Here is a 21,521-nt window from a genome sequence, read left to right as displayed (position 1 = left end):
CCGGGAATTAAATTGTTAAGGTTTCTACTAGTTGTTCAGATATAGCTTTCAGTATTTCTGGTTTTTTATGATTGATGAAAAAATGCTCTCCCTCAATCATCTGCAAGGTAAATTTTCCAGATGTTTGGTTTTGCCATGCAGCAATATCTTCTATATTTACCATTTCGTCTTGCAGTCCACCAAAGGCGGAAATGGAACAATTTAATGGTAAGTCAGGAGTATATTCATAAGTTTCAATAATTGAAAAGTCTGCTTTAAGAACTGGCAAAAATAGCTGCATGATTTCTCGGTTATTTAAAATCTCCTTGGGGATGGCTTTGTAGCGCTTGTTGATTTCATCGATAAATAAGTTATCTGGTAAATGATGTGTGGGTTTTAGAAAACATGGAGTGTGTGGAGCGCGGCTACCAGAAACAAATAAATGTTTGGGTTCTAAATTATGTTGTCTGCTAAGGCGACGAGCCGCTTCAAAACACAGCAAGGCTCCCATGCTATGACCATAAAAAACAAATGGCATATCCAGGTAGGGTAATAAACTTGGAACCATTGTTTCTATTAAGGTAATGAGATGGGAAAATGGCTTTTCTTTGATGCGAGTATCGTGTCCTGGAAGCAGAACTTGGCATACTTCTACATCTGAAGGTAAGCCATTAACCCAATCTCGAAATAATGAAGTACCACCCCCAGCATAAGGAAAGCAAAAGAAGCGAAGTTTAGCTTTTGTATTTAGTTTTGGTGAAAAAATCCAGGTGTTAAGTTCTTTGGTAGCAGTCATCGCTTTTTCTATTTTTACTTAGCTGGAGTTGGAAAGATAATTTTTGGGCGAGTGTTTAATTTTCAGATAATTTTATATTTTGGATTTAAAATTCCAAAATTAAAATCTCAAAATTCTGAAGCAAGCCCCAACATATCCTGCGGAAACGCTGCAAAAACAGGTATCATCTCAATTTAAAATCCAAAATTGTTTGATGCAGAAAGATTTATGAGATTTTTCTATTTAGACTTTGACTGCATTCATTCGCTTTTCCATTTTTCTCATTTCTTTTCGCTCAAGAAAAGAATCGCGAGGCATCAAAATAAAGTAAATTGACATGATGGAAATTAAGCCTACTTCATTATACGTTCTAAAGAGCAAATATAAACCTGTAATCAAAATTGACACAATAAAAATTGTGCTGAGAATCGCTAGTAGTTTTTTGATTCCTGACATTTGAGAGATATTATCTAAAACGGTGTAGATGATGGACATTGCTTTTTCTCCTGAAAAACTAGTTCAAAAATAACTGTGTTACTGCGTCTTCGGAAAGCGATTCTATTTGCAAGAAAAGCTCATCTAAGCTATTGCTTTGATTTTGTGATGTTGGCTGTGTAGATATATCTTGGGTTGTTTCAAGATGTTGATGGAAAATTGGAGCTAGCACTTCTTGTGTTAGATAGTTAGCTAGCATTTCGATGTTGGGATAATCAAAAGCTAGGGTTGAAGGTAGGGGATGGTTTAAACTTGCTTCTAGCCGATTTTTTAGTTGGATAGACATGAGAGAATCCATACCCATTTGGAAAAATCCTTGCTGGTTTTCGGGAGGATTTTCTGGATCGAGATCCAAAATCTCACTCACTATCATTTGCAGATGAGTGATGAGTAAGTTGTGGCGATCGCCTGCTAAACTCTTCTCTAGCTGCAACAATAGCTCTGACTTGATTACAGCGCTATTTTCTTGCTTTTCCTGCGATTGTCCCAACTCTTCTAGTAGCGGTCTGTGTCGTCTGACTTCAAATGTGGGTTTAAAGATACTCCAGTCAACATCTGCAACTGTTTTTTGTACTACATCTGATTGCAAACATGACTTCAACGCTTCTAGGGTTTGTGTGACAGCCATCGGTTTTAACCCGACACGCGACCACAGGCTTTGGACTTCAGCTGCAACAACGTTTATCTCATCCCAACTACCCCAGTTAACACTCAATGCTGGTAAGTTGTTTCCTTGGCGATAATGAGCCAAAATATCCAAGAAGTGGTTTGCTGACGCATAAGGCGCAAGTCCGCTAGAACCCCAGATGGCGGCGGCTGAGGAAAATAAAATCAAAAAGTCTAGTTGGAGATTTTGAGTCAACTGATGCAATATCCAAGTACCGCTAACTTTAGCTGCTAATACATTTTGATATGTGCTTAAACTCATCTCTACCAAGTTTTGAGGGATAGAAATCCCAGCCGCATGGATGATGCCGCGCCAGTGAGTATTGCTGGCAAATACAGATTGCATCTGGCTAAAGTTGCTGACATCCGCTTGCACAACATTGACTGTTGCACCTTGAGCTTCTAATGTTTGAATGGCTGTAATTGCCTTTTTGTGCTTGTCATCTGGCGGTAAGGTATCCCATAAAGAACGCTCTGGCAATCCTTGTCTACCTGTGAGAACTAGGTGTCTTGCACCTTTGGCGACTAACCAAGCTGCCAGCTTTAAACCTAGTCCTCCTAAACCACCTGTGATTAAGTAAGTACCATTGGCATTAAATTCTGTTAACGGCTTCAATGCCTTTGGCACGGTACTGGTGACGAGACGTGCAACATATCTTTGACCATCACGCCAAGCAACTTGATCCTCTCCGTCGGCTGTTTGGATTTCTGCCAACAGCATGGCTGCTTGGTCTGCGGTGGTTTTATCCAGGTCAATTAAACCACCCCACAGTTCTGGGTGTTCCAGTGCTATCACCCTTCCCAGTCCCCATAAAAGTGATTGGGGTAGCGCCTGAGAATTAACAGAAGATTTCACTGGTTGGGTATTTTGCGTGACTAACCATAAATGCGGCCAGTCGGACGGGGGATTTTTCACCAAGGCTTGAATCAAGTGCAGCACGCTACCGCAGAGTAATTTTTCGGCATCTTGCAAGGATGTTTCGGTGACTTGTGCTGAAGCAATATCCAGGCTCCACAAATGCACGATTCCCCGCAGAGGTAGCTGACTACTTGCCTTTACATCTTTGATTAGTTGCTGCAAATCTTCGCGATCGCTAGGATTGATTGTGAAATATCCTGGTGAAGATTGGCTGTAACTATTTCCAGGTATCACAAAGTGACAAGTTGCACCTTGCGCCTGTAATTGAGATGCTAAGGCAATACCCAAGCCTTGAGTATCGCCAAAGATTAACCACAAACTATCTTGGCTATTTTTACTAGTGGAATTTTGTTGTGATTTTAACCGCCAAGTTAGATCATAGAACAAATCGGTGCATTCTTCTGATATTGCAGATTTATGCGTTTCTTCTGGAAGTGGTGTTTTGCGGGCAATTTTTCTATCTAACCAGTATCGCTGACGTTGCCAGGGATAAGTGGGTAGTTGAATGTGGTTTCCACCGTCGGGATAGAGTTTGCGCCAATTTACAGGATATCCCGCAGCATACATCGCACCAAGGGAATTGAGCATCACAGCTAATTCATCTTCGTTGCGTTTGAGGGAAGGAAGTACAACACCTTGGCGATCGCTATACTGGAGTCCTTGCTGGATGGCTGTGGTTAAAATTGGATGGGGGCTAATTTCGAGAAAAACTTCATGTCCTTCACCTATCAAGCTTTGAATAGCCGTCGAGAACAATACAGGCTCTCGTAAATTCTTTACCCAATAGGTTGTATCTAAATCCAAACCATCAATTAATTTACCTGTGACTGTGGAATAGATGGGGATAGTTGCTGCTTGGGGTTGAATTCCTTGTAAAAGTTGCCGCAGTTCCTCTTGTAAAGGCTCCATTTGTGGACTGTGGGAAGCGACATCCACTTTCACTAAGCGGCAAAAAATATTTTTGGCTTGTAAATTCGCCAGAATAGTTTCTATCGCCTTGGGATCGCCTGATAACACAGTGGATGTCGGGCCATTGCTCACGGCTACAGATACGCAGTTTTCATAGCCAACTATCACCTTTTGGGCTTGTTCCAACGACAGACCAACCACAGCCATTGCACCCTGACCGCTAACGCGTTTAATTACTTGGCTGCGCTTACAGATAATCTTGGCGGCATCGTCTAAGTTTAAGATACCTGCAATATAAGCTGCTGCTACTTCTCCCATGCTGTGACCGACGACAGCCGCAGGTTTAATCCCCCATGATTGCCAAAGCATTGCCAAGGCTATCTCAACGGCAAATAAGGTTGGTTGGATAACATCAATTTCTGCTAGGCGAGAGTCGGCTTCATCAAGTATCAATTGTTCGAGTAATGACCAATTTGTATACTGACTGATAGCTTTGTCACACTGAACTATAGCAGCCTTAAATACGGGTTCTTGCTGTAATAACTTGCGCCCCATACCTAACCACTGAGAACCTTGTCCAGGGAAGATAAAAATCGGTAGATGCTGACGATCTGGAGTTTGGATACCCGTTGTAATCTGGGAATGTAGTTCTCCCTGGAGGTATGTTTCTAGTAACTGCGATAGTTCATCGCGGGAACGGGCTAACAAACTCAGGCGGTGACTATGATGACTGCGGCGGACGCTGGCGGTGTAGCAAATGTCTCGTAGAGTTTCTCCTTCAGTGCCAAGAAAGTCTTGATAGGACTTTGCTAAACACTTTAAAGCCTCCGAACTTCTTGCAGATAGAGGTAGTAAATAACACTTATCTCCCTCATCTCCCTTATCTCCCTCATCCCCCGTTGGCGCTTCCTCAAGAATCGCATGGGCATTAGTCCCTCCCAGCCCAAGGGCTGTAACTCCAGCGCGGCGGGGAATTTGATTGGTTTGCCAAGGCGAGAGTTTTGTATTGACGTAAAAGGGACTACTGGCAAAATCAATGCGGGGATTTGGTTGGTTAAAGTTAATACTTGGTGGTATCTGCTGGTGTTTCAAAGCCAGAATCAGTTTGATTAGTCCAGCCATACCCGATGCTACATCTAAATGACCGATATTTGGCTTTACCGAACCAATCGCACAAAATCCCTGTTTTTGAGTTTGTGTGTGAAATGCCTGGGTTAAGGCATCGATTTCGATGGGGTCGCCAATGGGAGTACCAGTGCCGTGAGCTTCGATGTATGAGATGGTTTCAGGACTAATCCCAGCTTTGGATAGAGCATCAATGATGGCATTTTTTTGTCCTATTACCCCTGGTGCAGTGTAACTAGTTTTGAGGGCACCATCATTGTTAATTGCTGTCGCCCGAATGATAGCGTGAATGCGATCGCCATCTTCTAAAGCATTCGCTAACTTCTTCAAAACGACAATACCACCACCGCTACCGAAAACAGTCCCCCCAGCCTCGGCATCAAAGGCGCGGCAATGTCCATCAGGAGAAACAATACCACCACCACGATAGTAATAACCAGCACGATGAGGTACTCTGACGGAAATTGCTCCAGCCAAAGCCATATCGCAGTCGCCATTCAACAAGCCTTGACAAGCTAAATGTACTGCAACTAAGGAAGTGGAACAAGCCGTTTGGACTGTGACGCTAGGCCCTCTCAAATTTAATCTGTAAGATACGCGACTGGTGAGAAAGTCTTTGTCACTACCAACGAAGGTTTCCAGGAAACTTTCAAAATCAAGTTTAGGACGCAAGCGATCGCCTAAAATACAATCCAGTATGTAAGTATTAATACTCGCACCTGCATAAAAACCGATGAGATGTTCATAGTTTTCAGGGTCGCACCCAGCATCTTCGAGGGCTTCCCAAGCACACTCTAGAAATACACGATGTTGAGGATCAATGAGTTTGGCTTCTCTAGGTGAATAGCCAAAGAATCCGGCATCGAAGTATTCCACATTGTCAATCATCGGACTGGCTTTGACATACTTGGGATCGTTGAGGGTAGAAGCATCTACACCTTCCGCCGTTAGTTCCTCATCGCTCAGAAATGAGATACATTCAACCCCATCTTTGAGATTTTGCCAGTATTCATCCAGGTTGTTTGCTTTGGGGAAACGTCCCGACATCCCGATAATGGCGATCGCTTTTTCGTTAAAGTTATTAGACAACTCTAATCCACCTACTTGATTTTGCAGTATGACCTGATGAACTATTCGTATCCTTTGGAGTTCGTATTTCCAACAATCTAGTCAGAACGTAACTCACCACTCCCCACTTCCATAGGGACAAATAAATTGAGACTAACTGTAGCCAAATCATTGGGTGGAAACTTGGCTTGGTAGCGGAGATCGGGAGTTAATCCAGTTAATTTTGCCGCAGCGATGAATTGATTCAGTTCAATCGGATATTGATCTGTATAACCATGAGTCGCATCATAAGCTGTGGCTAAGGTATACCCAATATTCGCTGCTGCTAGGGCTGGCGGAATCGTATGTAAGTCTAGGACTAACAAACCAAATCGCCCGATATGCGGTTTCCAACGCTGTAAATGCTCTAATAAATTTTGTAAGAGTTCATTTGCTGTAATCATTCGACCCCTACAAACAAAAGCTCCTGTAGAACTCAATTCACAGCCCATATTTCCCAGTCTGGGAGTCATAAAAGGACGGTTGTGATCTAAAAACGATCTGACATGGAGAAACTCGTCAGATAGTATTCCATATTTGGCGAGTATTGTTTTTGCTAAGTCGTCTGGGTCGTTAATATCACCAAAGATAACGCTTATTGGCGACTGCAAATCCTTGAGTCTTTTGTAAGTAGCTTCCCGAGAGGCTTGATTATAGTCAGCACAGACCATAATCAAGGGATTCTCATTGAGAAATTTCCCTCTGACGGTCTGATTTTGAATGACGTGATAGATATGCTCCATAAATGTACCATCCCCACAACCCATATCTACAATTCCTTTGGGTTGTTCGTCAATCGGACGGTTAAAGATATCTCTAATAATCGCGTCAACTTTCTGGAAGTATGTTTGATGAGCTAGTCCGCTACCCCAAATATTTACTCGACGATTCACATGGGTTTCATGTCCATCAGTATCTCGTTCCCATAAAATAGTGGGATTGCCAAATAACAGTTCAGGAACCTTCTCAAATGTTGGTAAATAAGAAACCGTGACTCCGTAAGCGTAGGCTCTAGAAATCGCATATAAGCCTGTACGGATGAACTGAACTTGACGACCTTGAATTACAACCCAGCCCTGTAAAGCCAGGATTTCAAAAGCTTCAAGTAAATGTTTTTGATTACCTGCTAACTGCTCAATGTCAAGTGTGTGCGTTTTGGGATCGATTTGCTCAAACACATTAGCCATTGCTAAAGATACCATCGTTGGACCTACCAATAAGCCATTGAGATGGTGCAATATCTGACAACACACATACTGATAATCTTCATCTGTACTTTCTACCAAGTCCCACTGTCTTTTAGCTCTTGCTAGCAGAGAGGAGAAATTCATGCCGTCAGCTAATTTAGACTGCAACGACAAAGTTAAATCTCCAAAAAGATAGTCATTGATATTAATCAGGGTAGGTAAAAAAGCAACAAACTCTTTATAAATTGATGACAGTCCTAACGCTATGCTGCCTCTGCGAGTCAAGGTGTAAAAGATTTCTCCCTCTATTTCTTGATGCTTCATCCATCCTTGCGACACCATTAACCGCAAAGCAACATTCAAATAGCCTATATTTCCCGGAAAATATTTCAGAACTAGATTCAGGGGTACGACTTTTCCTTCTTCAAACAAGAAGAAGACTCCCCTTTCCTGTAGAGCATTTGTAGTTGGGCCTATGGCAATTCCATCCAGATGTAGAAAGATTGTTCGCCGAACTGAGAGACGTTCTTTTCTTTCTTCACTGTCTCCATCTGACAAATCAGGAATATTTTTCGGTCTAAACAATTTGTCGAGGATATCGCTTCTGGTATAAACTGCACAGCCAAAAATCTTGTCTCTTAATTGCATAAGTCTTTATACACCTAAAAGCAACTATGCGTAACTGACCTTGCCTAAATCCAACAATAGTTCTAGGTATTTTAACTAATTTAATAGCTAACTAAATTAGCAAAAATCTAAATCCAAAAGCATTTCTGCAATAGAACATAATGGTTGAAGTTCCTTGCAGTTTTCGGCGCTATTACTCAGACTATGCACAGAAACATACGCGTGAACAAAGTCCACAAGCGATATGATTTGGCTAATCAAAAATTTCAATTTTGAAGATTACTGAAATAAAGACCTTATGCTCGGTTAATTAAAGGAGTCTAACCCTATATCTTATCCTAAATATATTGAGTTCAATACCTTTGCTTAAAGCACATTTTAGTTTTGAATGACTTTTCTCAAGCGGTTTTCATGAATTCCCTTTATAGATAAGCTAACTTAGTTTACCTACATCTTGCAGGTATTTTTAGACTGAGAATGAATTGCTGTTGCTGACTACATCAAGTCGATTTTTGATGCAATTTTTATGGTTAGCTGTAGAACTTATCCACTTTATCCAAGCAAGTTACACCATTCGTAAAAATTATACACACATAATGATAGAGGAATTTTATATTTTTTATAATTTTATCTCTATATAAGAAAATTTAATCATGTTTTTATTTTAAGCTCTATATTTTAATAGTGTTCACAATTAATGATTACATAAACAAAATTTAATCTTTTTATCAAGATTTCATCTATGCAAATCAATCAACAATTATTCAATCAGAATTAACCTGTTGATAAACAAATTTTAATTTTTTATAAATACATTTATTTATATGATTCTGAGAAGAATCTTAAAAACGTTGCACTTCATGCAAAAACTTTTCTGAGATTCGTGTAACTATATCAGTTGCAAAATTTGACCAGATATTTTCCATATACAGCCCAGCTAAAGCTTACCAACTGAGTTTTTCATAACTTGTTGAGTTTTAGCTATAGGACTATTGCTGCTTTTTCATAGTTTATAAAACTCTCAGAAATACCTAACCAAAAATATGTCAAGACCATTGCCTCATCTTTTTGATTCCAACATCCTTGGTGGTCAAGATAGTCTGCTAAATATTTATTATCAAGTCACAGGATTGCACATCCCAAGTTCAGTACTTGTAGGTACGGCGAGTAATGACCTACTTAATGGTAGTAATGGCAATGATCTAATAGTCGGTGGACTGGGTAATGATTTTATTGTTGGTTCTTTAGGTCAAGATGTTCTCTTTGGCGGAGCCGGTAATGATTTCTTTTTACGTTTACCTAACGATGAAGACGATTTTGTATCTGGGGGTAGTGGTAATGACCTTGTAGGTGGGGGTGGTGGTGACGACACCCTGTTAGGTGGATCGGGTAATGATGGTCTATTTGGTGCTGCTGACGACGATCTGCTCTATGGTGGTGCTGGTAACGACGCACTTTTTGGTGCAGAAGGGCGCGATCGCTTTGTAGCTAAAGCAGGTGAGGGGGTAGACTCTTTTGTTGACTTTAACCCCACCGATGACTTCATTGCCTTGGCTGGTGGTTTATCATTCAATCAGATCAAGATAGAAGCGGTTGGCCCTAGCTCCTTGATTTCTGTGGTTGCAACAGGTGAGTTATTGGCGCTTGTAGCTTTTGCTAGTCCCGATCAGTTCACATCAGCTAATTTTGTACAAGTTAGCAATGCCGAACTGTACTCTCAACACGAATCACGACTTTCACAAGACATTCCTAGCGTTGGCGTTGCAAACCCGCAAACCGTTGGTACAGATGGTAGCGATTTTCTCAACGGAGGTTTTGGTAACGATATTATCCAAGGCGGACTGAGCAATGATGTGATCAACGGTGGAACAGGTAGGGATCGCTTATTTGGTGACGAAGGCAGTGACTTTATTAATGGTGATCTCGGTAAAGATTATGTAAATGGTGGTGTTGGGGGTGATTTCCTGAATGGTGGTTGGGATAACGATACTATTGTTGGAGATACCGGTGATGACCTACTCAATGGTGGTCTTGGCAATGACCAACTATTTGCAGGTGCAGATAACGATATTCTCAACGGCGATAAAGGTAATGATTTACTCGATGGTGGTTTAGGTTTCAACCTGCTTAGTGGAGGATCTGGACACGATACTTTTATCTTAGGTAGAGGTGCTAGATTTGACCAAATCTTTGACTTCCAGAAAGGAGTAGATCACATTAAGTTACCCGATCAAATTAGCTTCGGACAACTGTCTTTAATCCAAACTGGTGGTAACGTTTTAATTGCGATCGCTGGTAGCAGTGAACCACCTTTAGCAGTTGTTGATCGTATTCAAGCTAGTAGTCTGACAGCAACAGATTTCATCGCATAGTTGATCTATCTTTTTACGCTAATCAGGTACTGTATTATCTGTTGGTGTTAACGTAAACTCCAAAGAATCATTCAGATGTATCGCTAGAACATTAACCAATCTGTTCTATTGATACATCATTTATACTAAATATTCTCAGATTTATGATGAGACAAGAAGCTCTAATTATAATTCAAAATCTGAATCATTACTATGGGAAAAATGCGCTGAGAAAACAAATTTTATTTGATATCAACCTAAAAGTTTATTCTGGTGAAATTGTAATTATGACTGGGCCATCAGGTTCAGGAAAAACAACGTTACTGAGCTTGATTGGTGGTTTACGGTCTGTACAAGAAGGAAGTTTGAAATTTTTAGGTGAAGAACTGTCTGGTGTTAGTCAGAACAAACTGGTGCAGATGCGACGTAACATCGGTTATATTTTTCAATCTCACAATTTGTTGAGGTTTTTGACTGCCAAGCAAAACGTACAAATGGCATTAGAATTAAACGATTACATTTCTCAAACAGAAGCAGTAGCTAAATCAGAAATGATGCTACAAGCTGTTGGTTTAGAAGAAAGAATTAATTATTATCCAGACAATCTTTCTGGCGGTCAAAAACAAAGAATTGCGATCGCCCGCGCCTTAGTAAATTGTCCTCCCTTAGTGCTAGCAGATGAACCAACGGCTGCATTAGATAAACAATCAGGACGCGATATCGTAAAAATAATGCAGAGCCTAGCTAAAAATCAGGGAACTACTATCTTGTTAGTCACACATGACAACCGCATTTTAGACATAGCTGATCGCATCATAGAAATGGAAGATGGCCTATTAACGAGAGTTCAACTAGGGCAAACGTATGTGTGACTAGTCTGATGGGAAAACAAAAGAAGACATCTCCGAAAACTATCAAAGCTTTGCTGTAGCTAGCTTATTTCGTTACAATCAGCTTGTGCGTTAAGCATTCAAGAGTTATCAGCCATGAAATTGATTTCCGATCCACCGATTCCTGTAAAAATTCAAAAGATGAAGGAACGGGTGCGGTGGATGCATCCAAGTTTTGTGCAACGGGGAATTGACCAAACCAGCATGGTTATTGACGATCGCAGGGAAGATAGTCCAGAATTTTCCTTTATGGTTATTGGTGATTCCGGCACCAAATCCCATTCTCGCCATCACCCCCAACGAAAAGTTGCCGAATTGATGCTTCCTCACCGGGATGATTGCAGTTTTGTGTTGCACACAGGTGATGTAATCTATGTGGTTGGTTCCCAAGAATATTATTCAACAAACTTTATTGAGCCTTACCGGGAATTTATTGTAGGTGGTGACAAGCCGAGAAGCATTCCTTATGACCGCATGGTGTTTAATATGCCATTCTTGCCAGTGCCAGGTAATCATGATTACTACGATGTACCGTTGATGTACCGTTTAGTTACTGGCACAACATCTTCATTGCGTCGCCTGTTCCGCTACAAAGATATCGAGATTGGCTGGCATGGATCATATCAAGGGAATGCTTATGCACGGGCATTTATGGACTATACCCAAGCGATCGCTTCCCCGCAAGAGTTAGAACGTCATTTAGATCGACATTATACTGCTAAGACCGATACCGGGCGGTGTTTGCGTTACGAACCCGGACAGTTTACCCGCTTACCCAATCGTTATTACACCTTTCGTTACGGCGGGATTGACTTTTTCGCGCTGGATTCTAATACCTTTAATACACCATCACCTTTACCTGCAACTGAAGAGGGGGAAATTTACCGCCGGGAATTGCAAAAGCGTCGCCAGGAAATAGATCGAGAAGAATTGCAGATTTTGGGAATATGCGATCGCCTCAACCCAGATAAACCCGCCGAGGCTGAACAACTTGATGAACTTACCGCCAAATTAGACCAAATAAACGAGATCAAAATCGATATTGAAAAACAGTTGGCATCTCATAAGATGCCTGCGATTGACTTTGAACAACTTGAATGGTTACGAAGCAGACTAATCGAATCTTGGAACACCTCCGAAGTGCGCGGACGTGTAATCTTTTTCCACCATCCGCCGTTCGTTACAGAAGCTACTAAGTGGAATCAAGCACAAACCTTGGCGGTTCGTCACCGTTTGCGCTGGGTGTTTGAACAAGTGGCAGAAAATCTTGGTTCTCTAATTAAAGAACGTCCCATAGTCGATTTGATTTTAAATGGTCACGCCCACTGTTTGGAGCATCTTCGCACAACTGATACCGGATTTGCTGACTCTCACATTAACTGCATTATCTCTGGTGGTAGTGGTCATCGTCCCCGCTATCAAAGGCGAAAGGGGACTGAATTGATGGAGACTTTTACGGAAATTGCAGGTAAACCTACTCGGAAAGTTGCCGATTCAACGCTTTTTGTGGGTCGTCATGATGACAATTTACAGAACCGCCTACCTTACTCATGTGTGCGGATTGATGTTTTGGATGGTAGCCCGCCTAAGTTTATCATCAGACCGTTGGTTACTGAACGGATTGAAGATGAGTGGTACAACCGCGAACTTGAACCATTTGTAATTTAAACGGCAATACAGTTCAGTTAAGCATTTCTTCCTTCTCTTCCTTCTCTTCCTTTGCGTTCTTTGCGTCCTTTGCGGTTCGTTAAAAAAATTGACTTTGACAAAGAGTTAATACCAATTCTGTATGAATATATGAGGAACGAACCGCAAAGGGCGCATTCGCGCAGCGTCTCGTCAGAGAAGGACACAAAGAAAGAAAATTTGGCGCAGCCTCACAAAACAATTATATTAACCCAAGCGTATTTATTTAAACGGGATGCGATGCCTATGGCGGTAAACTACGCGCCTTAATCACTTGAAAATCAAATCTAGGCGTTGCTGGGTTGCTTTGAGTGAGTCTGCTGGCGAACTCTTACCCAACAATACAGATTCAATCGCCCGACCTACACTGTCAGAAATCCGATTGTAACCAGGAAATATGGGACGCGATCGCCCATATTTTGCTTGGTCTAAAAATACCTTCACCTGTGGTATTTTTTTGATAAAATCTTGATATTTTGGACTTTCACGAGACTTCAAATTCACTGGTAAATAGCCAGTTCCCAATGCTAATTCTGTCTGAAATTCTTCACTCAAAGCATATTCAACAAACTTAAAAGCTGCTCTTTCACGTTTCGGTGTAGTTTTGAAAAAGAAGAGATTCTCACCACCAATAACAGTAGCAGGTTTTTGTCCAACAGGAATTGGAAAAACATCAAAATCGACACCAGTCTCTTGGAATTGCCCCAGAGTCCAAGGGCCATTTAATTGCATTGCAACTTTACCACTGAGTAAGTCATCTGTCTCATAACCCCGTTCTGGTCCAGATAAAATGGCGGAACCATCCGTAATTAAATCACGCCAGAATTGCAAAGCTGCGATCGCGCCTTGATTATTTTGCAAATTTACTGCTGCTGCATTCTGTGAATCACCACTCACCAACTCACCACCGCCACTCCACATAAACGGCAACCAGGTGAACACTGTAAATTCTCCCTTTCCCAAAGGTAGAAACATCCCATATTGATCGGTTCGTCCATCACCATTGGTATCACGAGTTAATTTCTTGGCAACTTGTGCAAACTCCTGCCAAGTCCGGGGTAATTCAGTAATCCCTGCCGCCTTAAACAAACTTGGACGGTAAAAAATACCAACATTATTTGTAGCAAAGGGCACAGACCAAATTTTACCGTTGTATTTCATCGATCCATACAAAGCGGGGTCAATTTCGGCTTTGATTGGAGATTTTGCGAGGAGTTCATCCAAAGGTAAAAGCGCATTGAGTTCTACCAATTGACCTGCGATCGTCGGATTGTACCACAATAAATCTGGGGGTGCATTTCCTACTACTGCTGCTAAAATCTTGGGCGTTTGCTGATCCTGTTGCCCAACATAAAGCGACTCTACCTGAATATCTGGGTGGGATTGATTGAATTTGTCTACCAGCTTTTGCAGCACATCCCGATTTGGCGGCGGATTTACACCTTGCCACAGGGTTAAATGAATTACTTTATCTTCCTTAATAACAGGTAGAATACTTTGACATCCAACTAAAGCTATTATGCCTACGAATAATACAAGCAGTAATCTCCTAAGATAATTTGACACTTTCTTTCTTTTTCGCTTGGCATAGCGAGGAGGCGAAAAAAAATTGTGCATAATGTTGATTAAAATGATTGATCGATTCTCGTAGCTGCTTCAACATAACTTTGCCACTTTGATTAGAGTTGCACAATTATCTTAAGTCATGGTTTTTGCAAGCGTTTATATCCTAATCTTGAATAGAGTTTTGATAATTTCAGATTATGGCAGGACACAGTAAATGGGCAAATATTAAGCGCCAAAAAGCGGTAGTAGATGCTAAAAAGGGGAAAACCTTCACTCAGTTATCGCGGGCGATTATTGTGGCGGCTAGAAGCGGCGTACCAGATCCGGCGCTGAATTTTCAACTTCGCACGGCAATTGACAAGGCGAAGGCAGCGAGTATCCCCAATGATAATATTGAACGAGCGATCGCTAAAGGGGCAGGCACTTTTGGCGGTGATAACGCTATCTTTGAGGCGATTCGCTACGAAGGCTATGGCCCTGGTGGTGTAGCGATTTTAATCGAAGCCTTCACAGATAATCGCAATCGCACTGCTGCTGACTTGCGTGTAGCTTTTAGTAAAAATGGTGGCAATCTTGGTGAAACAGGTTGCGTTAGCTGGATGTTCGATCAAAAAAGCGTTTGTGTAGTACAGGGTGTGATTGACGAAGAACAGCTTTTAGAAGCATCCCTTGAAGGCGGTGCTGAGTCTTATGAGATGACTGAAGATGAGATGGCTGAGGTTTTTACTGATATTGGCAATTTAGAAACCCTTAGTCAGACGCTCAAAAATCAAGGCTTTAAGGTAACTGATGCCGAATTTCGCTGGATTCCTAGTAATAGTGTAGAAGTTACCGATCCAGATCAGGCGCGATCGCTTTTCAAGTTAATTGATACTCTAGAAGGCTTGGATGACGTGCAAAATGTCACAGCTAACTTTGAAATAACAGAAGAATTGATGGCTCTCAGCTTTTCTTAATTAAAATTCACACAGATTCGATAGTCAAATAGCACTTATTTAGATGACGTGCAAAATGTTACATCTATATTTGGAATACCAGCAACTCTGATGGTTATGAGTATTTTTTAGCTAAGTATTCTCTGTAATTTTGATATTTGACAGTTGTAAAAATAGACATGAAAGATTCATATCAATTACAAACTCATGACATATACCTATTGGATAGTTAGATTGTTGATTAGTTGATGAGGAATTTCAAGTGAATAAGTTCGCTAAAGCTTTACTTTTGGCTTTAATCTTTGCTGCGCCTGTAACCGCTTTTGCATCTCAAGCTCAAGCTGAATCTATCCACCATGTTGCTACTACAAAATCTAGTAAAATTAAACACGTGAAACACCACAAACATCACAAACATCATGCTAAAAATATAGCTCCTAAAACTCATAAATAGTTACTATTATGTGCAGCAGTTTCTAGTAGCTCTGTAATAAAGTTTAGTGTTGGTTTATCGAAACAGAATTCAGGAGTCAGGAGCCAGAATTCAGAATGAATTTTGAACGAAAGAGTGGATGCCAGGGTTTAAGACCCCCATTAAATCTGCATATTTAGTGGTAAACAAGACAGTGGCGGGTCTCAATCCCACACTGATAGCGTTAGCGAGTCCGCGTACTCTTTCAGAGAAGCAAGCTACGCTTTTAGCGTCTCGTAGAGAGCGTCTTTATTCTGACTCCTGAATTCTGAATTCTGAATTCTTCTTAATCTGAAAAAATAACTGCATTATTTAACCCCGTTGAAATCCCTACCAATCAACGGGTTTTTTCATTAACTTGCTCAAGGAGGCGCGATCGCGTCAAAATAAGAGTAAAACACGCTGTAACCTAACTTAACAATGGCCATAACGCAGCTTGAGCAACCTCTCTCCCCTCAACCAACACCGCCAGACTTGCGGGGATATGAATATGATTTGGTAATTGTCGGCGGTGGGATTATTGGGTTAACTCTAGCCTCTGCTTTAAAAGATTCTGGCTTGAGTATCTTGCTGATTGAGGCGAAAGTCGCATCAGCGGCCGTAGCGAAAGGACAAGCTTATGCAGTTCATCAGCTTTCAGCGCTAATTTACCAAGGAATTGGAGTTTGGGACAAAATATTGCCTCAAATTGCCAAATATTGCCGAGTTCGTCTTTCTGATGCCGATTATCCCAATGTGGTGGAATTTACCACCGATGATATACATACAGCAGAGTTGGGTTATGTGGCAGAACACCAAGCGCTGTTGCAGCCTTTGCAGGAGTTTGTCCAAGATTGTGCAAATGTGACATATCTGTGTCCGGCTGAAGTGGTAAATACTAATTACCAGCAAGATATAGTAGCGATAGATATTAAAATCACCGATCAGTTATACTCAGTTCGCAGCAAATTACTGATAGCAGCAGATGGGGCGCGATCGCCAATTCGTCAAGCTGCTGGTATCAAAACCTCCGGCTGGAAATATTGGCAGTCTTGCATCGTGGCATTTGTCAAACCAGAAAAACCTCACAATAACACCGCTTACGAAAGATTTTGGTCTAGCGGCCCCTTTGCGATTTTACCTTTACCGGGGAACCGTTGCCGCATTGTGTGGACAGCCCCTCACGAAGAAGCAAAAGCTTTATGTGCCTTAGATGATGAGCAATTTTTAGCAGAACTCACCCGTCGTTATGGCGATCAGATGGGGAAATTGGAATTACTAGGCGATCGCTTTGTATTCCAAGTACAACTCATGCAAAGCGATCGCTATGTTCTCCCCCGACTGGCATTAATTGGTGATGCGGCGCACAATTGCCATCCTGTGGGTGGACAAGGTTTAAATCTGGGAATTCGGGATGCAGCAGCTTTGGCGCAAGTAATCCAAACAGCGCACCAAGCGGGTAAAGATATTGGCGATATTCGAATTCTGAAAGGTTATGAACGCTGGCGCAAGTTGGAAAACCTAACTATTTTAGGTTTCACCGATTTGTTAGATCGGATGTTTTCTAATAACTTCTTACCTATAGTGGTGGTTCGTCGCTTGGGTTTATGGTTTTTGCAGCGAGTTCCTGTATTAAAGGTGTTTATGCTGAAGTTGATGATTGGCTTGAAAGGGCGAACTCCAGAATTGGCAAAACGATAAACGCTAGATTAAGGCTTCAGCACAGACGCAGCTAACAAACATTTGCCCTGAACTGGGTCGGTTGTCTATTGGGTTAATAAGACAAAGAGAATAATTGTCCCCGCTTCAACCCATATTCAATCCTATGCAAATTACCCTTAACCTTGATTAAGCCCTTCCCAACGAAGCCTTCCAACTAACCAAGCTCACAACCCAAAAAGAACTAATGAATCTTGCTCTGCAAGAATTCGTTCGATTGCGTCGCAAAAAACCTTCTTGACGTTGCGGGACAAATTCAATTTGCCCCATGTTTAGGGGCGTTTGGGGCGTGAGGGGAGTGTTACAGATGGTGAGTACGCTATTGTTAATGGCGGAAATAGATTCTGGAGTTAAAGATTACTGCCGAAAAATTGTACCAAAGATAGATGTAATAGTATTTAATATGTGCTAATTACTCAGTACTATCAACCGTAGGATTGAAAATTAGTATTTTTGTACATAAAATTAAAAATCTAAAATTAAAAATTGGTAATACTAATGGTTAGGAGTGTTAAAGTTTCAGGAAATTCATCGGAACTTTTCAGCGGGTATTCATGCTGAAGAAACTACAGAAAAAGCAAATTTCCATAATTGCGGGTGCGGCACTGTTTGCCTTTTTAGCTGGGGCAATGGTATCAGCACCTGAGATTGGTAAAACCGTTGGGCAATGGCTCAAACTGGGTAAGAATCAGGCAGAGCAAACATCTGATGCGAGCATTGCCCAATCAGCCGTCTTGCCACTGATATCACAATCTCTGCCAGAACGGGCGGCAAAACTAGCAGAAATCGCAGGGCAGTCGCGATCGCCAGACCGAAATCGCGCTCGTTATCTTTTGGCGAGTGATTACATTGAAAGAACCCAAGCCCAAAAAGCCCTGGCTTTACTCCAAGGATTAGATAAAGACTATCCCATCCTCGCACCCTACATTTTGCTGAAACAAGCCCAGGCAGAGGATATGCTGGGCGAAGACGGCAAAGCCTCGGATCTTAGGCAAAAAGTGCTGAAACAGTATCCCAAAGAAGCGGCTTCGGTGAAAGCACTATATCTGATTGCCCAACCAAAGCAACAAGAAATAGCGATCGCTCAATTTCCTTCCAATCCTCTAACTTGGGAAATTATTCGTAAACGCCTGCAAGAAAACCCTAATCAGCCAAAATTACAACTGATTTTGGCTACTTATGCCTACGATCAACCAGGCATAGTGGGCGTTTTAGATCAGTTAGTCAAACAGACTACCCTCAAACCCGAAGATTGGGAACTCATTGGTACAAGCTATTGGGAAAATAGCCAATTTCTGAAAGCGGCGAATGCTTATGCCAAAGCACCCAAAACATCGCGCAACCTCTACCGGACTGCACGAGGGTTACAGATTGGAGGCAAAGACAAAGAAATAGCGATCGCCACTTATAAACAATTGGTACAGCAATTTCCCAATACCGAGGAAGCTGGGACTGCATTACTACGGTTAGCAGAAACAGCAAAAACAGGTAAAGACGGCTTACCCTATCTTGAGCAGGTAATTAGTAAATTTCCTAAACAAGCTGGTACTGCATTAGTACAAAAAGCCAAAACTCTCGAAACCCTCAAGGATCAAAAGTCAGCTAGCGCGGCGTGGCAATTACTCATAGCCAAATATGGCAATTCTGATGAAGCCGCAGAGTATCGCTGGAAAATCGCCCAAGATAAAGCCAAAGCCAAAGATTACGTCGGTGCTTGGCAATGGGCAGAGCCAATTGTCACTAACAATCCCAACAGTATTTTGGCTCCGAGAGCAGGCTTTTGGGTAGGTAAATGGGCAGCTTCGCTAGGAAAACAGCAGGAATCTCAAACTGCTTATGACTATGTAATTAGTCAGTTTCCCTACTCTTACTATGCTTGGCGAGCAGCGAATATGCGGGGGCTAAATGTCGGCAACTTCGACAACGTGCGCGTCATGAACCCCGAAGTAGTCGCACCCCAGCGTTCATTACCACCGGCTGGTTCTGAGACTTTCAAAGAATTGTATTTGCTGGGTCAAGACCGCGATGCCTGGTTGCAATGGGAAACGGAATTTCAGAATAAAATTCAGCCAACAGTAGCAGAGCAATTTACTGAAGGGTTGATGCGGCAGGCAAGGGGAGAAAATCTCATTGGAATTGACAAAATCTCTAAGTTAGAAGACCGGGAAACACCAGCAGAACTTGCCCAATATCAAACTCTGAGCAAACAGATCGCCTACTGGCAAGCGCGTTATCCATTTCCCTATCTCCGAGAAACTGAAAAATGGTCTATTGAGCGTAAACTCAATCCCCTGCTAGTAACTGCTTTGATGCGTCAAGAGTCAAGGTTTGAGCCAAAAATCAAATCCGTCGCTGATGCTACTGGCTTAATGCAGGTATTGCCGAGTACAGCTAAATGGATCGCCCCACAAATCAAAGTGGATTTCAAAACAATAAACCTTGAAAATCCCAACGATAATATTATGCTGGGTACATGGTATTTGGATCATACCCATCAGCAATATAACAATAACTCGTTGTTAGCGATCGCCAGTTACAATGCCGGGCCTGGTAATGTCTCCAAATGGCTGCAAACTCTAACTACACAAGACCCAGATGAGTTTGTTGAACAAATTCCCTTTGATGAAACCAAAAATTATGTGCGTCAAGTATTTGGCAACTACTGGAATTATTTGAGACTTTATAACCCTGAGATTTCTGGAATCGTAGGAAAGTACTCAACTACACATCCAAAATTGCCAGCGCAGTGATTCATGCCCAATCCGATGAGTAATTAGGGATTAGGTGAGTTTGATTTCACAAGAGGCAGAGGGCATGAAGAAGAGACAAGGGAGACAAGGAAGAGAGGGGAGACAACGGAGAGAAAAGCTTGTTCAATAATTCCCCCTTGTTCCCTTGCTCCCAATACTGCTCGGTTAAGCATTTTTAACTCGGAATTGGATTTGGGGAAAAGGTTAAAGGGTAAAGGTTTTTTCTTTCCCTTTTCCCCCGCCCCTTATCCCCAGAGGGGACCCCACCTTCCCCTTTTCCCCTTAACCAACAAGTATTGCCCCTACTCCCCTGCTTTTTTACTCATCTTTAGCTACCTATATCATTACCATTGATCATTGATGTCACCTGTGATTCGACCGCATTAACATAACCTCGATCGTTCAAAACTTGCGTTGTTAACTTATTAGCCTTGATAGCAGCTTGCACTATATCTTTTGCTGTCAGGTTTCCTATTTGGAATTCAGACAGCAAAGTACCTGCACTGGGAATACCCTGTTCTCTGAAAGCACCTTGATAAGCTAGAAAAGCAACATTGAAAGGTTGAAGATAGCTGGCATTTTGCGAATCTGTGTTGATTTGTCTGCCACTATTATTAACTGTTTGAGCCTCAACAATTCCAGGTACAAAAGCAATACAGGCAACGACAAATGCAGAATTTATCAAATTTGTTAGTTTCATAATTCTTTCCTCAATTGAACTAAGTTTATTAGTTTATTTAGTAACGAAATCCTGTTTTTTAGTAATCTTAGGATCTTGATATTCAGTTCCTATCTTCCAAAATCTTATTTAATCAAAATTACTCAGTCCCATTATTTGATATGCAATAAAAGCAGTATCAAATGATTTGATAGAATTTACATTCTTTGGATAGCTAGATAAAACGTCAGAGTTTACGAACGTGTTAATTGATGCGCCAGATTTTTGATTATTGGCTGTATGAACACTAGTGATTTTAGGCATATAATTAATCCAAGCAACAAGATGTGCAGAATTTATCAAGTTTGGAATTTTCATACAGTTATCCTTAATTAACACGAAGTACACCAGTCAGTATTATTTAGTTGCAGAGGCTGCTTTTTTATAAATCTCAACATTTTTCACTCAGTTTATTTGATAGCTTGATTTGTTAATTACACCAAATAGCCGAGTCAAATTAACCCCACTCTCAGGAGTTGAAAATTTGTAAAAGATTTAGTAAGTAAAAACTTAGAAAATGTAAAAGTGCACCAAATCAAATATCTTGTTTGCTAGCCATTATAAAAGGTGCGATCGCTCATATATATGTAATAACGATTTTTCCTTCTAGAGATTTTTTACTTTTGGCTATAAACTGAAATCCAACCTTTTTTAGCTACTTAAGTT

General features: G+C 41.4%; 14 protein-coding genes and 1 pseudogene. 8 read left to right on the top strand and 7 right to left on the bottom strand.

All coding sequences use genetic code 11. The features are described from left to right. Positions 1-7: 7 nt before the first annotated feature. From ACFFRD_RS10425 to ACFFRD_RS10410, 4 genes are all read right to left on the bottom strand, one after another. Positions 8-775 carry a thioesterase II family protein gene (locus ACFFRD_RS10425; protein ID WP_392481389.1) on the bottom strand — a complete coding sequence of 256 codons (768 nt, stop codon included), beginning with the start codon at positions 773-775 and terminating at the stop codon, positions 8-10. A 222-nt stretch (positions 776-997) separates the two neighbouring features. Then, a complete protein-coding gene (locus ACFFRD_RS10420) occupies positions 998-1,249 on the bottom strand; it encodes a hypothetical protein (protein WP_392481388.1) in 252 nt (83 codons plus the stop codon). Between the two features lie 19 nt (positions 1,250-1,268). Then, the gene (locus ACFFRD_RS10415; protein WP_392481387.1) at positions 1,269-5,957 is read right to left on the bottom strand and encodes a type I polyketide synthase; all 4,689 of its coding nucleotides are present in this window, start codon (positions 5,955-5,957) and stop codon (positions 1,269-1,271) included. A 77-nt stretch (positions 5,958-6,034) separates the two neighbouring features. After that, complete coding sequence (locus ACFFRD_RS10410) at positions 6,035-7,810, bottom strand: hypothetical protein (protein ID WP_392481386.1); 1,776 nt, start codon at positions 7,808-7,810, stop codon at positions 6,035-6,037. Positions 7,811-8,832: 1,022 nt separating this feature from the next. On the opposite strand from ACFFRD_RS10410, the gene ACFFRD_RS10405 reads away from it, so the two are divergent. From ACFFRD_RS10405 to ACFFRD_RS10395, 3 genes are all read left to right on the top strand, one after another. Beyond that, complete coding sequence (locus ACFFRD_RS10405) at positions 8,833-10,161, top strand: calcium-binding protein (RefSeq protein ID WP_392481385.1); 1,329 nt, start codon at positions 8,833-8,835, stop codon at positions 10,159-10,161. 146 nt (positions 10,162-10,307) lie between these two features. Further along, positions 10,308-11,012, top strand: coding sequence for a DevA family ABC transporter ATP-binding protein (locus tag ACFFRD_RS10400; protein WP_392483045.1), 705 nt, complete (start codon positions 10,308-10,310; stop codon positions 11,010-11,012). Between the two features lie 114 nt (positions 11,013-11,126). Further along, positions 11,127-12,698, top strand: a complete 1,572-nt coding sequence (locus ACFFRD_RS10395; RefSeq protein ID WP_392481384.1) for a metallophosphoesterase family protein — start codon at positions 11,127-11,129, stop codon at positions 12,696-12,698. Between the two features lie 288 nt (positions 12,699-12,986). On the opposite strand, the gene ACFFRD_RS10390 is transcribed toward ACFFRD_RS10395, so the two are convergent. Then, on the bottom strand, positions 12,987-14,333 hold the full coding sequence (locus ACFFRD_RS10390; RefSeq protein WP_392481383.1) for an ABC transporter substrate-binding protein: 1,347 nt from the start codon (positions 14,331-14,333) through the stop codon (positions 12,987-12,989). Positions 14,334-14,479: 146 nt separating this feature from the next. Here ACFFRD_RS10390 and ACFFRD_RS10385 point away from each other — a divergent pair, with 146 nt between their 5' ends. From ACFFRD_RS10385 to ACFFRD_RS10365, 5 genes and pseudogenes are all read left to right on the top strand, one after another. Further along, complete coding sequence (locus tag ACFFRD_RS10385) at positions 14,480-15,238, top strand: YebC/PmpR family DNA-binding transcriptional regulator (protein WP_392481382.1); 759 nt, start codon at positions 14,480-14,482, stop codon at positions 15,236-15,238. Between the two features lie 241 nt (positions 15,239-15,479). After that, a complete protein-coding gene (locus tag ACFFRD_RS10380; RefSeq protein WP_392481381.1) occupies positions 15,480-15,671 on the top strand; it encodes a hypothetical protein in 192 nt (63 codons plus the stop codon). A 438-nt stretch (positions 15,672-16,109) separates the two neighbouring features. Then, positions 16,110-17,369 (top strand): FAD-dependent hydroxylase, encoded by a 1,260-nt coding sequence (locus tag ACFFRD_RS10375; RefSeq protein WP_392481380.1) that lies wholly within the window; start codon positions 16,110-16,112, stop codon positions 17,367-17,369. 202 nt (positions 17,370-17,571) lie between these two features. Continuing rightward, positions 17,572-17,628, top strand: a pseudogene (locus ACFFRD_RS10370) (hypothetical protein); the annotation flags it as partial. Positions 17,629-17,941: 313 nt separating this feature from the next. Further along, the gene (locus ACFFRD_RS10365) at positions 17,942-20,137 is read left to right on the top strand and encodes a transglycosylase SLT domain-containing protein (protein ID WP_392481379.1); all 2,196 of its coding nucleotides are present in this window, start codon (positions 17,942-17,944) and stop codon (positions 20,135-20,137) included. 328 nt (positions 20,138-20,465) lie between these two features. Here ACFFRD_RS10365 and ACFFRD_RS10360 read toward each other — a convergent pair whose 3' ends face one another. Both ACFFRD_RS10360 and ACFFRD_RS10355 read right to left on the bottom strand, forming a co-directional pair. Then, positions 20,466-20,837 (bottom strand): hypothetical protein, encoded by a 372-nt coding sequence (locus tag ACFFRD_RS10360; protein WP_392481378.1) that lies wholly within the window; start codon positions 20,835-20,837, stop codon positions 20,466-20,468. 108 nt (positions 20,838-20,945) lie between these two features. After that, positions 20,946-21,173, bottom strand: a complete 228-nt coding sequence (locus tag ACFFRD_RS10355; protein WP_392481377.1) for a hypothetical protein — start codon at positions 21,171-21,173, stop codon at positions 20,946-20,948. Positions 21,174-21,521 lie beyond the last annotated feature (348 nt).

Origin of the sequence: Nostoc sp. C110, from assembly GCF_043099725.1 — a bacterium.
Lineage (GTDB): Bacteria > Cyanobacteriota > Cyanobacteriia > Cyanobacteriales > Nostocaceae > Nostoc > Nostoc muscorum_A.
Note: the sequence above shows the minus strand (reverse complement) of the source record. Positions and strands in the feature narration are given on the sequence as shown.

Bases quoted from the DNA above. Each gene is read 5' to 3' on its own strand.
- ACFFRD_RS10355 (WP_392481377.1), bottom strand. From the start codon at position 21,173: ATGAAAATTCCAAACTTGATAAATTCTGCACATCTTGTTGCTTGGATT.
- ACFFRD_RS10360 (WP_392481378.1), bottom strand. From the start codon at position 20,837: ATGAAACTAACAAATTTGATAAATTCTGCATTTGTCGTTGCCTGTATT.
- ACFFRD_RS10420 (WP_392481388.1), bottom strand. From the start codon at position 1,249: ATGTCCATCATCTACACCGTTTTAGATAATATCTCTCAAATGTCAGGA.
- ACFFRD_RS10390 (WP_392481383.1), bottom strand. From the start codon at position 14,333: ATGCACAATTTTTTTTCGCCTCCTCGCTATGCCAAGCGAAAAAGAAAG.
- ACFFRD_RS10365 (WP_392481379.1), top strand. From the start codon at position 17,942: ATGCTGAAGAAACTACAGAAAAAGCAAATTTCCATAATTGCGGGTGCG.
- ACFFRD_RS10385 (WP_392481382.1), top strand. From the start codon at position 14,480: ATGGCAGGACACAGTAAATGGGCAAATATTAAGCGCCAAAAAGCGGTA.
- ACFFRD_RS10405 (WP_392481385.1), top strand. From the start codon at position 8,833: ATGTCAAGACCATTGCCTCATCTTTTTGATTCCAACATCCTTGGTGGT.
- ACFFRD_RS10400 (WP_392483045.1), top strand. From the start codon at position 10,308: ATGAGACAAGAAGCTCTAATTATAATTCAAAATCTGAATCATTACTAT.
- ACFFRD_RS10410 (WP_392481386.1), bottom strand. From the start codon at position 7,810: ATGCAATTAAGAGACAAGATTTTTGGCTGTGCAGTTTATACCAGAAGC.
- ACFFRD_RS10425 (WP_392481389.1), bottom strand. From the start codon at position 775: ATGACTGCTACCAAAGAACTTAACACCTGGATTTTTTCACCAAAACTA.
- ACFFRD_RS10375 (WP_392481380.1), top strand. From the start codon at position 16,110: ATGGCCATAACGCAGCTTGAGCAACCTCTCTCCCCTCAACCAACACCG.
- ACFFRD_RS10395 (WP_392481384.1), top strand. From the start codon at position 11,127: ATGAAATTGATTTCCGATCCACCGATTCCTGTAAAAATTCAAAAGATG.